This is a genomic window from Proteiniborus sp. DW1 (assembly GCF_900095305.1).
In the GTDB taxonomy this organism is placed as follows: domain Bacteria; phylum Bacillota; class Clostridia; order Tissierellales; family Proteiniboraceae; genus Proteiniborus.
This window is the reverse complement of sequence record NZ_FMDO01000007.1, coordinates 37,209-50,373: the sequence shown is the minus strand read 5'-3', so window position 1 is coordinate 50,373 and position 13,165 is coordinate 37,209. Positions and strand designations below refer to the sequence as shown.

At 30.2% G+C, this 13,165-nt stretch carries 13 protein-coding genes and 1 pseudogene; all 14 read right to left on the bottom strand.

Features of this window, described 5'->3' with window-relative positions; all coding sequences use genetic code 11:
- Positions 1-164: 164 nt before the first annotated feature.
- Complete coding sequence (locus DW1_RS01595; RefSeq protein WP_242942417.1) at positions 165-386, bottom strand: YjfB family protein; 222 nt, start codon at positions 384-386, stop codon at positions 165-167.
- A gap of 27 nt (positions 387-413) precedes the next feature.
- Complete coding sequence (locus tag DW1_RS01590) at positions 414-1,391, bottom strand: glycosyltransferase (RefSeq protein WP_074348886.1); 978 nt, start codon at positions 1,389-1,391, stop codon at positions 414-416.
- Positions 1,388-2,440 (bottom strand): pseudaminic acid synthase, encoded by a 1,053-nt coding sequence (pseI, locus tag DW1_RS01585; protein WP_074348885.1) that lies wholly within the window; start codon positions 2,438-2,440, stop codon positions 1,388-1,390. The genes DW1_RS01590 and pseI overlap by 4 nt, the downstream gene beginning before the upstream one ends.
- A 41-nt stretch (positions 2,441-2,481) precedes the next feature.
- The gene (gene rfbB, locus DW1_RS01580) at positions 2,482-3,597 is read right to left on the bottom strand and encodes a dTDP-glucose 4,6-dehydratase (RefSeq protein ID WP_074348884.1); all 1,116 of its coding nucleotides are present in this window, start codon (positions 3,595-3,597) and stop codon (positions 2,482-2,484) included.
- Between the two features lie 27 nt (positions 3,598-3,624).
- Positions 3,625-3,777, bottom strand: coding sequence for a hypothetical protein (locus tag DW1_RS15735; protein ID WP_242942416.1), 153 nt, complete (start codon positions 3,775-3,777; stop codon positions 3,625-3,627).
- A 63-nt stretch (positions 3,778-3,840) separates the two neighbouring features.
- Positions 3,841-3,906: pseudogene (locus DW1_RS15730) on the bottom strand (hypothetical protein); the annotation flags it as partial.
- A gap of 93 nt (positions 3,907-3,999) precedes the next feature.
- A complete protein-coding gene (locus tag DW1_RS01575; protein ID WP_083605464.1) occupies positions 4,000-4,500 on the bottom strand; it encodes a GNAT family N-acetyltransferase in 501 nt (166 codons plus the stop codon).
- Between the two features lie 203 nt (positions 4,501-4,703).
- The gene (gene rfbA / locus DW1_RS01570) at positions 4,704-5,573 is read right to left on the bottom strand and encodes a glucose-1-phosphate thymidylyltransferase RfbA (RefSeq protein WP_074348883.1); all 870 of its coding nucleotides are present in this window, start codon (positions 5,571-5,573) and stop codon (positions 4,704-4,706) included.
- A 59-nt stretch (positions 5,574-5,632) separates the two neighbouring features.
- The gene (locus DW1_RS01565; protein ID WP_074348882.1) at positions 5,633-6,265 is read right to left on the bottom strand and encodes a gamma-glutamyl-gamma-aminobutyrate hydrolase family protein; all 633 of its coding nucleotides are present in this window, start codon (positions 6,263-6,265) and stop codon (positions 5,633-5,635) included.
- The gene (locus DW1_RS01560) at positions 6,262-8,616 is read right to left on the bottom strand and encodes a PEP/pyruvate-binding domain-containing protein (RefSeq protein WP_074348881.1); all 2,355 of its coding nucleotides are present in this window, start codon (positions 8,614-8,616) and stop codon (positions 6,262-6,264) included. The genes DW1_RS01565 and DW1_RS01560 overlap by 4 nt, the downstream gene beginning before the upstream one ends.
- The gene (locus DW1_RS01555) at positions 8,594-9,379 is read right to left on the bottom strand and encodes a formyltransferase family protein (RefSeq protein ID WP_074348880.1); all 786 of its coding nucleotides are present in this window, start codon (positions 9,377-9,379) and stop codon (positions 8,594-8,596) included. Before DW1_RS01555 ends, DW1_RS01560 begins: the two co-directional genes overlap by 23 nt.
- Complete coding sequence (locus DW1_RS01550) at positions 9,373-10,566, bottom strand: adenylyl-sulfate kinase (RefSeq protein WP_074348879.1); 1,194 nt, start codon at positions 10,564-10,566, stop codon at positions 9,373-9,375. The genes DW1_RS01555 and DW1_RS01550 overlap by 7 nt, the downstream gene beginning before the upstream one ends.
- Positions 10,567-10,581: 15 nt before the next feature.
- Positions 10,582-11,349, bottom strand: a complete 768-nt coding sequence (locus tag DW1_RS01545; RefSeq protein WP_074348878.1) for a phosphocholine cytidylyltransferase family protein — start codon at positions 11,347-11,349, stop codon at positions 10,582-10,584.
- A gap of 30 nt (positions 11,350-11,379) precedes the next feature.
- Positions 11,380-13,158 (bottom strand): CDP-glycerol glycerophosphotransferase family protein, encoded by a 1,779-nt coding sequence (locus DW1_RS01540; protein ID WP_074348877.1) that lies wholly within the window; start codon positions 13,156-13,158, stop codon positions 11,380-11,382.
- Positions 13,159-13,165: the final 7 nt, after the last annotated feature.

The following is a 13,165-nucleotide window of genomic DNA, read 5'->3' as shown; positions in this document are numbered from 1 at the left end:
CTAAGCAATTAAACTTAAACCTATAATAGCCGCTTACGATTTAGTAACTATGACTTCAGGTTTAAGGAGTACAATTTCTAGATTTAAATAATAACATAAGATAAGATGCCTAGGTGCTATAAATAATCCTGGCATCTTATCATGTATTGTTCCAGATTAACTTCTTATAGTCTAATATCAATCTTTCCACCTAAGTGTGGATTTACTGACATCTCCATAGCTTTTGTTGACTGTTGAAGCATCTCTGCCATATTTTGTGCTTGTACCTTTGCAGAATCCATTGATAGCTTTAAAACTGATAAGCTAGCTTGTTGTTGTATGCTCGATTGACTCAGCATGGTTGACATTGCAGCTATATCCATAGTATCAGCTCCTTTCATGTACATTTTTTATCTACACTTACTAGTTATTCATTATATATTTTTAAGTACAGTCTTAGCAACTAGCTTAGCACCATTATTGTTAACTAATTTAAATATGCTACTATATTTGTCTTCTGCATTTATTACTTCAATCGTTTCAATTGTTTTGGCTAATCTAGAATAGTCAATATTAGGATACTTTCCCATATATTCAACCCCCAAATGGCTTAAAGTTTTGCATGCTAAGTCCTGATTATCTGCTATACTAAATACAACAGGAATACTCCTTTGTGATAATACCTCATAAATAGTACTACCTCCAGCAGTAACTACAATTTTTGAAGAAGATATGTAGCTTTTTAGGCTACTTGGTTTATAAATTAACTCAACATTTTCGATTTTTAGCTCCTCAATTTGCTTAATATATTCATCCCTATATCCTGGTCCAATAATTACTTTTACTTTAATATCTAAGCCCTTAATTGCTTCTAATAATTTAATCGCTATTTCATGTTCATCAGTACCACCAGTTGTGATTAAAATACCTTCTTTAGGTATAGAATTATCTTTATTATCCCAATACTCTTCCTTCATTATTAAATACTCTGGTCCTAGTAGTCTTAATTGTTCTTCAGTTTCACTATACACTAGCTTTTCGGCAAATATATTCCCATTATAAATAATGTCTGGTATCACAGAGTCATAGATATCGTTATTGTCATCAATAAGCATTAATTTAGTCTTTTCTTTGATATTTCTCAAGTATTCGTTTGTTCCCAAATATGAATCAAAAATAAATAAACTTGGGTTAATATTGTTTAGAGTTGCTATATCCTCAGTTAAATCATTGGCAACTATATAGTCAAACCCACTACTATATATTAAATCCACTAATTCATCATTGATTATAAAATTAATGTGTATTTGTGTGCCTAACATCTTTATAGCTTTGGCTAGTGACAAGCATCTATAAAAATGTCCATAGCCAATTCCCTTACCACCTAATGTTCTAATAATAATTTTCTTCATTCTATTAAGCTCCAATCAACTGGAGTTCCTTTTTGTATATCATGTCTAGCTTTCTTACCTATAATTTCGTTAGTATATTTAGTTGGTAGTCCAAAGCCTGGTCTTATGCTTCTAATATTTTCTTCTGTAAATATATCTCCCTTTTTAATATCTTTCACTACAAATAATGATCTGGAATGTTCTCTACTCTTTTTCTGCTTGTCTGTCAATTCATATGTAACTTGTCCAAGAGCTTTTTCTAATTCTCTAATTCTAGTTACCATTTCTTTAAACTCATCTGGCTCCATAGAAAATTTAGCATCAGGTCCTCCATCAGACCTACTTAGTGTTATGTGCTTTTCAACTATTTTAGCTCCTAATGCTACTGCGCCTAATGCTACAGTATGTCCTAATGTATGATCTGATAATCCAACTATAGTACCAAAAGTATCTCTCATATTTGGAATAACTCTTAAATTAATATCTTCCATTGGAGATGGATATGCTGATGTACATTTTAATAAAGCAACTTGCTCATTACCCATCCTTTTACAAGCTGATAGTGCTTCTTCTATGTCTGCTAATGTAGCTATTCCAGTAGACATGATTATTGGCTTCCCTTTAGATGCTATATATTCGATAAAAGGTATGTCATTAATCTCAAAGGAAGCTATTTTATATGCTGGTACATTCATATCCTCTAAAAAATCTACTGCTGTGATATCAAAAGGAGATGAGAAACAGATAAGGCCCTCCTCTTCGGCAATTTTCTTTAACTTAGGCTGCCACTCCCAAGGAGTATATGCTTCTTGGTATAGTTTGTGTAGGGTAGTTCCATCCCAGATGGTGCCTTGTGTTATCTGAAAATACTTGTTGTCACAGTCAATAGTTATAGTATCTGGTGTGTAAGTTTGTAATTTAACAGCATCTACTCCTGCCTTCTTTGCTTCCTTTATTATTTTAACTGCGTTATCAAAGCTTTGAAGATGGTTTGCTGAGATTTCTGCTATTATAAAGGTTGGAGAGTTTTCGCTAATTATTCTATTTGCTACTGCCAATTCTTTTTGCATTTAATATCACCTCATTATGGCTATACTATATTGCTACTTATTTACTCATATTTAGAAACAGCAACTTCATCAAATATGTCAGCAATAACTTCTCTTCTCGAATTTATAATTCTACTAGAATACATTCTCTCATAATATTTCATGTAGTCTCCTGAAACTATTTCCATCATCCATCCTTGATTTTCTAGATACCATTGGATTGTTTTAGTGATGCCTTGTTCAAAAGTTAGAGACGGACTCCATCCCAACTCTCTTGTTATTTTTGAGTTGTCTATAGCATATCTTCTATCATGACCTGGTCGATCAGCCACATAAGTTATTAAATCCTCTCCCTTATCAAGGTAACTTAGTATTAGTCTTACTATTTCTATATTTTCTTTTTCATTGTTTCCACCAATATTGTAAACTTCGCCATCTAATCCTTTATGAAGTACTGTATTTATAGCCTCACAATGATCTTTTACATGAAGCCAATCTCTTATTTGCTTCCCATCACCATATATAGGAAGAGGTTTGTTGTTTAATGCATTATTGATCATAAGTGGAATTAGTTTTTCAGGAAACTGATATGGTCCATAATTATTGGAACAACGAGTAATATTTATAGGAAGTCCATAGGTTTCATGGTAAGCCCTTACTATCATATCAGCCGAAGCCTTCGAGGCTGAGTACGGACTATTAGGTGCTATATTTGTCTCTTCAGTAAAATACCCTTCTGTTCCCAGTGTACCATATACTTCATCAGTAGATACTTGTATAAATTTTACTCCTTCTCGGTATGCTCTACTATATTTATTATTAGGATCTATTTTCCAATAATGCTTAGCAGTATCTAGCAATGCCTGCGTCCCTAAAACATTAGTCTTTAAGAATATTTCTGGCTCTTCGATACTTCTATCTACATGTGATTCTGCTGCAAAGTTGATTACTACGTTTATATCAAATTTATAAAAAATTTTTTCAAGTAACTGTCTATCACAAATGTCACCTTTGACAAAATGATATCTGCTGTCATCAGCAATATCCTCCAAATTTTTTAGGTTTCCTGCATATGTCAACAAATCTAAATTAACTATCTTATAATCATATTTTTCTAGCATGTGTCTAATAAAGTTTGAGCCTATAAATCCAGCTCCACCTGTCACTAAAATATTCATAGAATATTCCCCCATAAGTCAATAAGTCTATATCTCTTTTGCTATGCTTAGTATATATTTCCCGTAATCAGTTTTCTCATATTCCTTTCCTAGGATTTTCAGTTCTTCTTTAGTTATCCACTTGTTTCTATATGCTATCTCTTCTAAACAACTAATATAAAGACCTGTCCTTTCCTGCATTGTCCTTACAAAATTTGAAGCATTGGCAAGCCCTTCATAAGTACCAGTGTCCAGCCACGCAAATCCTCTACCTAATAGCTCAACTTTAAGTTTTCCTTCATTTAGATATTCTTTATTTAGGTCTGTAATCTCAAGCTCCCACGAGCTGAAGGCTTAAGGTTTTTAGTTCTTTCAATTAACTCTTATCATACTGATTCTCATAGATTTATAGGTATTTTATTATCAATATGATTTTTTAAATATACTGAACCAAACCAAATCCTCATACTTTCCATTTATATACACATGTTCTTTAAAAATAGCTTCTTTTATAAAACCAAACTTTTCATAAAACAAATTTGCCCTAGTATTTGATGACAAAACATTTAGGTATATTTTATTCAAATTTAATTTATCAAACCCATAGTTAATAATAGCCTTAGTTGCTTCATATGCATACTTTTGTCCCCAATATTTTTTTCTAACTACTATTGCATACTCAGCATTTTTATCTATATAATTAATGTTTTTTAAACTAACTGTCCCTATATACTCATCATTACCATTAACTATTGCATAATGAACATCTTTAGTATTCCTCCAACTATTCTTAATGAAGGCTTCTAAACTCTCTTTTGAAAATGGGTATCTTGTAAAAAGAAAATTACTCGCAACCTCTGGTTCATTAATTATCTCATACATATATTCTAAATCACATAGCTTTAATTCTCTTAGTCTACTCAATATAATCCCTCCTTAAATGTTTTTTCAATTAGCTCGTTCCAGAACTTTACAACTGTTCACAATAAGTAAAAGTTTATTGAACCTTTGTTTTAGTATTCCTTTTTTTGTGAATAATCTAAGGCTTAGATTTCTCACAAGGCATTAAATTTCCTATTTTCTGTGGATAGCTTAAAGTTACATTTTGCATCCACCTACTAGTAAATCTATATCTCTCCTGTAATGCTCAATATGTATTTTCCATAATCAGTTTTCTCATACCCTCTGCCAAGAATTATCAACTCTTCTTTAGTTATCCACTTATTTCTATATGCTATCTCTTCTAAACAACTAATATAAAGACCAGTTCTTTCCTGCATTGTCCTTACAAAATTTGAAGCATTGGCAAGTCCCTCATAAGTACCAGTATCTAACCAAGCAAATCCTCTACCTAGCAGTTCTACCTTTAGTTTTCCTTCATTTAGATATTCTCTGTTTAGGTCTGTAATCTCAAGTTCTCCACGAGCTGAAGGCTTAAGATTTTTAGCTCTTTCAATTACACTATTATCATAATAATAAAGTCCAGGAACTGCATAATGAGATTTGGGGTTTTCTGGTTTTTCTTCTATAGACGAAACATTATAATTCTCGTCAAATTCAACTACTCCAAACTCCCTAGGGTCGGGAACATAATAACCAAATATTACTGCACCATCCTTTACTTTAGATGCATTTTCCAGCCTAGGTACAAACCCTTGTCCATAAAAAATGTTATCTCCTAGTATCAGACATACACTATCTTTACCTACGAATTCCTCTCCAACTATAAATGCATCAGCAAGACCTCTAGGCTTTTCTTGAATCTTATATTCATACCTCATGCCTAGCCTAGAACCATCTCCTAACAGATTTTTATATAAATCTATATACTCAGGGTTTGAGATTATAAGCACCTCTCTAATTTTTGATAACATTAACACTGATAATGGATAGTATATCATGGGTTTATCGTATATAGGCAATAATTGCTTACTAATACCTTTTGTTATAGGGTATAGTCTTGAACCAGAACCACCAGCTAAAATTATGCCTTTCATTTTGAACCTCCTAAAATTAGTTTAGATATCTTTTCAAACCAGTATTTATAATCTATTTACTACACAATACCAAAATACTTCTTAATAAATCCTATATAATTATCACAAAAAGGTCTCTGTCTCTCTGGATGCCACATTTGTAAAAATATTTTATAATATTTATGTTCCATAGCTTCAATTATTCCATCCTTGCTTACTGCTGAAGCAATAAATTCATCTGTTATTTCTTCAAATCCGTAATTATGATAAGAGTTTACTTGATTTATTCCTTTTAAATCATAATAGTATTTTGATCTTTTATTTATTATTATTTCATGTCTTTGTCCTACATGATTATTTACTTTTTTCAGTCTCATTCCAAAATAATGCCCCATAAACTGCATGCCTCTACATATACCCAAAACCGGCATGCTTTTTTCAATTGCATATTTAATTATCCTCTCTTCTAACTTATCTCTTTCTTTATCAATCTTGCTTCCCGAATAAATGCTTAAATCATTTCCGCCGCTAAATATTATCCCATCAATTTCTAACTCATTAAAATAAATATTAAAATCATACTGGCTCGGCAGAATAATTGGTAAAACACCTGCTTTTCTTAAAAGTGAAGCCCATTGTACATCTAAACAATCTCTAATCTCAAAGTAATTGCTATTTTCAACAATTCTCTGTGTTATTGCTATTTTTTTCATTCAATACACCTTACCTGCTTACTTAAGCAATCTATTTCTAAAATTTTGCTTTTTATCCATTGAGTGAAATACTTTTCTCCTACACCTATAACAGCCGGAATTCCTAGCTCAGCACATCTTATAGCCATATGTGAATTAGCACCGCCAAACTGAGTAATCAAGCCCCCAATATTCTTGCTAAAAAGAAAATCAAATCCTGGATCAGCAGCTTGAATAAAAATAATTTTCCCTTCTAATTCAGCAGAATGTATATCTTCCTCTCTTATAATCTCAGCGCATATATTCTTTAATGTTATAAAGTTAGGTTCTTCTTCCAAAAGATAATACTTATATACATCTTCTGCTTTAGTTATAAGGCTCGGAAGTTTAATTGCTTGTGTATATTGATAAAACTCTTTATTTTTTTCTATATCTTCTAAGAAAATATCTCTAACATTTCTATGGTCTAATGTTGAGTATAGTTCTCTCACCCTCTGGATATCTAGGTATGCTAAATCACTTCTTTTGATACCATATCTAGCACCGAATTCCTCTATTAGTTGCAGCACTTTACTTAGTGATTTAGTGAAAACATACTTCGCATATTCCCTACCTTCAATAGCCTCTTTAATAAAAACAACTAATTTTTCCGAGTTGATAGTTATTCCATGCTCTCTTAGCACTTTATCTATTGCTTTTAGTTTATCCTCTGTAAAGCAAAATTCGTTTTCACTCTCTTCCTGATTACATTTGTCTGAAAAATAATACGCAAAATTCTCATCATATCTAGGTGATAAAATATCATAAGTACCAGGTCTAATATGACCATATTTATTCACAAAGTCTTCATTATTTAACATACCATCTAATACATTCTTAAAATCTGTATTTAGCTGCTTGTTTATAGTACTTAATGAACTCATAAAAGATTCATATTCCTTTTTTGTCATAATATTGAGTTCTACAAAAGAATTCAAAAATTGCATAGCTATAAATGCAGCTCTCGCTATCCCAGCAAATGTAAGGGTTCCGTATGTTTTGCAGTCTTCCAACAACCAGTAAATTTTATCTACAATTGAAAGATTACTATTTAATATTTCATCGTATTTCTGCTGCAATATTCTATTCTTTTCAATGTCTAATTTATATAAACCATTTACAGGGTCAATAATTTTGTTAGTCATATCCAATAGTGAAAATTCTATACGTTTTATTTCATTTTCTGTAAATCCATAATGCCTTAATTCCTTCAATTTTTCTGGTAAATTTAAATAATAGCATGAATAAACAATTTGAAACTCTACCTTATCATGGTAAGTAGGTGTATTTATTAACTTGTCTATGTAAAAATTAACAAGCTTTTTGGCAATATCTTCGTGAAGTCCTTTAGGGATAAAAGAATTAAAAGTAACTCTCACATCTATATATGGAATACCTAAGAACGAAACCATTAATGGATGATTTCTCAAGTTTCTATATCCATAATTATCTCGTTGATATGCCCAAATACAATCTGTAATCAATTCTTTATATAGTGATATGGATAGTTTCTTTGGTCTTAATCCAATAATCTCTGCTGGATTCCAATCAGGCATCACCCCAAAAACTGTTTTATCTCCTAACAAGTTTGGATGAGGTGACATTAGCTTGTCAATTTTTTTGTGAATTTTCCTTAAAGAATCTTTTATATCTAAATGTGATAAGTTATTTTTATTGTTTGTTACAATAGGTCGCACTTGAAAAATATATAGATCACCATTTTTATCTAATCCAAATTCTATATCTAAGTGAGGATTGCCAAATATATTCTCTATTTCTCTACAACATTTGATGATTTTGTCTAGAAACTCTTCATCAGCTTTCAATTGACTTTCTTTCATGAAAATATAGGTTTTATATGAGTTTCCCTTTCCTCCTGTAATAGTATCACTTTTCCCTGATTCATCAAAGTTAATGATATAATACGGTGCTAAAGTATCAATATCGCAAGTAAATACTACTCCTGCTTTAGCAATATTCTTCAACATTGGCTGTACTAAAACTTCTCCTTCTGCCTTATTATAAGAATGAAAAACTTTTTCTATAGCATTTATGAGTTCAGTACCATTATTTTTATCAACATTTAAAATACTTTCGTATTTCCCAGCATTAGATGTTTCTAATGTGTCTTCTTCTTTACATGAAGACCGTATTACAAGGAATCTTTCATCAACATAATCATCTATTTTCCTGATTACAGCATTTTTATCTTTATAAAATTCCTCATATTGAATAATTAGTAAGGGTAAGACTCTAGCACTTTTAATTTCATTATATAAAAATTTTAGTGTGTGAGCCTTCGTTTTAAAGTTATAACTCTTTTCCTTTTCCATACTTTATATTCCCCTTTTTTTCTTTAGCTCTTTGACTTAGAATTGCCATATGTTTTAAAACAGGATGAACTATATAAAAAACATTCCCTTCATTATTAAAACTTTCTTCTCTCAGCATCATTTCATCTGTTTGATTCTGCATAAAATCTATCAAAGTTGAAGCCCTTACTATAGGATCTAAAACCACATCAAAATCTATTTGAATGTCTTTAGGCACTTCAAATCTTTTTCTATATAAAATAGGTCCTGAATCTATATTTTCATCTAGTAAAATAACTGAACAAGCAATACTATTTTCAATTAACATGCTATAGTATATTGTAGTGCTACCTTTAAAATCTGGCAGCCAACCAGGATGAACATGAATGAACTTTTTATCCTGCTCTAGAATCTCTTTTTTTAGAATTGCTCCACCTGGTCCAGAATAAATAATATAGTTAGAAGGACATTCTCTGACATAATTAATAACTTCTTCGGAATTAACATCTAGTGTATTTGCAATACAATACTCTATATTGTTGTTTTTTAAAGTCGTAATTACATGTTCCTTTTCATCGAAACTAATATCTATCGATTTTACTTTCCTTTCTAAAGTTTGCTTTGTATCTTTATATATGCTATCAATGCCTTTTTGCTCTGGCAACACATAATTATTATCCTGTAAAACAATCGCACTCTTAGGTAAAAAACCTCTTTTTATCAAGTTTTGTAAATAAGCCTTCGATCTGTTTGTATTTACTAATAATATAGAAAAATCTAACATAGTTGCTCCTCCCATAAAGATTCAAATATTTCTTTCTCCTTTACTAATCCACAATAAGCTAATATAATTTCACTTTTTGAAAAAACTCTTGACAAAGAGGATGTAACTAAATCATTTAGTTTCAATATTGTGTTAAATAATATATATTTTCTTGACTTGGAACTTTCTCTGCTTAAAAGTAAAAGCAATATATTTAAGAATAATAAATAATTTATCATTTCATCATAAATCAAACTACTTCTCTTAAAATTCTTGTTGTATTCTGCGTAAATTCTCTTAGTTACTTCAAATCTATTCAATAATTTTTGTATGTTGTAAACCATGTCTTCTGTCAGATTCCCATTACTCATTGTCTTCAATATATTAAGCAAATAATGCTTAGTTGTTATTTCTCCCCCATTTCGATATATTTTCTCAGGTGAAAACTCTATTTCTTTTTCTATATGAGGAATAACATTTCTAATATCACTCAATAAAAAATCACTAATATCATTCTCTTTAGTTTTTATATCTAAATCGTTATTGACTATCCTGACTACTGCTTTTTCCAATATTTTTATACTCTTATCTCTTGAAGTCATATAGCTTTCTAAAAAAGGAGTCCCTATGAATTTTGTGTATTGATATTTTTCAGGATACTTTAATCTGTCTTTAGATGCATATTCATATAGATAATCATTTTCTATTCCTAACTCATTTATGATTTTAAAAGCTAAATCACTGAAGTCTAAATTATCTTCATTATTATCTATTACTATATCAGGTGCATAGGGCTTAATAAATTCTATATCTACTCCTACAAAATTCTTAATATTGCCATTAAGAGCATTTTGATATAATCCCTTATTGTCTCTTTCAATTAGTTTTTCAAATTTGACATCTAAAAAGATTTCTTTATAGCAGCTAAATATTTCACGATTGTACTTTTGATTATCATGGAAAATTGATAAAACACAAGCTATTACGTTTATACCTTGTGCATCTAGTAACTTACATAAGTTACTAATCCTATATGCGTTTTTTCTCCTGTCTTCAATAGAATGCCCTAAGTCTTCTCCTAGTGATGCTCTAACCATATCTCCATCCAAAATTACCCAATCCTTATTCATGCTTTTTAAAATCTTGTACATTTCATTACCTAAAGTTGTTTTCCCACTTCCAGACATTCCAATAATCCATATAACCATTTGAACTCCTCCGAATTATATTTCATAATCTTGTAAGTTTTTTAAATCATCAACGCTATCAACTTCTATCCAGCCCCCATTAATCACAACAGGCTTTACCTTAAATCCTTCATCAATTAATAATTGTAGAAAGGTGGTCATATACATATTATCAAAGTTTTTTCCATCATAAATTTTATCCCTATCCAAGCTATTATAGAAATTGATAATTTCTTTAATCATAGTTTTTGAAATTTTTATTAGTCCAATATATTGTCCTTCTATATCAGCATAACTGTTAGGTTTTTTACCTAATTCTTTTATATAACCTTCATCATCTAGTTTCATAGTTTCAGCATCATCTAATGGGTTGTCCATTCTTTTTCTCCAGAGCTTTTCCCAGTCTTTATCTATAACTACAGAGATGCCTTCACTAGAATTTATCAGTTTATTTAATACTTTTTCGTTATATATAATATCTGAATAAGATATAATCAAATCGCTGCTAGAATCAAAAAAGCTCTGTGCACAAAACATTGTATATACCATATTTGTAATACTAAACAAAGGATTATGGATCAATTTTATATCTATGTGATTATAATTTTCTTTAAGATAATTACTAAGTACATCATTTTTATAACCAGTAACTATGCTAATATCTGTAATATTGCTTTTCTCTAGAACGCTTAGTGTATATTTGATTATAGGTTTCTCTCTAAACAAAACCATACACTTTGGCTTATCTAGTGTATAAGGTCTTAAGCGACTACCTTCCCCAGCAGCTAAAATGAGCACTTTCATTATTTCACTCCTTAAATTAAGCAATGTTTTTTAAAGCTCAGATAAAGATTCAGAAAAGGAGTTTAACATATCTTCCTTTATTCTATATCCACAATTGCAATCAAAGTATGTTAGATGCTCCCTAAGCTTTGATATTCTCAGATGGTATAGCGGATCTTTATTATCCACAACCATATCTATATAATTTAAAATATCTTCTTTTGTACTGCCTTTATAGCAAACGCTTGCGATATCCTGTCCATCCTCATTTAATTTAATAGTATTTTCTCCAATTAAATGCAGTATTGGTTTACAAGTAGGCATATATGTCAATAAAAATGATGATGTATCAGAAATTAAAGCATCCGATAATACAAAGGATTCCCTGTAATCATCACTTTCGTCCAAAATAACATTTTTCATATTTTTAATAGCCTTCCTAAAATTATCAACTTCAGTTGTATCTCCATTATTTAGTTTTATTAATCCTCCAAGTAAAAGAGGATGAGGTCTTATTATTAAAAACAAATCATCTCTTTTTTCGAAAAGTGATAAAATAAAACTTTTCCATGTATTAAAGGTAGAGTTTGAAACGCCATCATTTGCATAAAAATGAGGATTCCATAAAAAGACGGTCTTATTTTTGACTAAATTCCTTTTATACTCATTGACTTCAAAATCTTTTAATTTTGCCATGCTGTCAAATTTAGGATGTCCAGTCACCACTAAATTTTCACCATTGTATAGACTATTTTTTTTGAACATCTTCTTATATTTTTCAGATCTTACATATATTTTCCATGCATCTCTATGAATATCATTGTTAAAAAACCATTTTGCTATGTCTCCACCAAATAACTCCTGACAATAAGGTATATAAATGATTTTTATCCCTAGTTTTTTTATGCTTTCAACACTATACATACTTGGTCTAGTCGCGTCATATGGACTATGGTATATTACAATATCAGGCCTATCTTCTTCAATGTTATATAAATACCATGGAATAAATGCTATCTGTTTTTTTAGCAAAAGATTTCTCGATCCATTATACTCAGTGCTGTATCTATGAATAAAAGGTAATTGTATAACCTTTACATCAGCTCTATCATCTTCTATCATCGCTTCATATACAGACTCTGTAGAACTCCATGTGTTAGGGTTTTGTATAAAAAATGCAACTTTAATTTTCTTTTTAGTTTCACAATTACAATCCTCATCAGAATTTCTTAAATATGTATTTACATATTCTAAGCTAGTTAGTTTGATATTTTTTTCAAAGCCCTTTCTATCTACATCTATATCCTCAATAAATTCATCTAATTTCCTTAACATATCATTATCTATAGATACTTTTAAACTTTCCAAATCGATCTTTATCAACAAACATGTTTCTGTGTAAAATTCATATAGCGGTTTTAGGTCATCTACAACATAATAAAACGGTCTATTGTACTCTAATTCACTATATAAATCTACATACTTACAGTTAGGAAAATTTCTTAAAATCTGAGCACTGATTTCAGAACTATATGTGCATGAAGAAATAATTACTGAATCTATTTGAAGCTCTGTAATTGCTTTTGGTGGATATATTTTAAAATTATGAAACTCTTTTCCCCACTTACTTTGATTGGAATCTATAAAACATTTTAAATTAATTTTATCTATGTCTAAAACTTTTAGGAGATGTTCAGTATGTTCTCCTGTCCCCCATATAGCAACATTGCTTGAATCTTTTAATCTCTTCAATATATAACTTTCTGGATACACAAGTTCCCTTAACCTTTCGCATTCATTTAAAACACTTTCAATCCCTCTCATATCCATATTTATT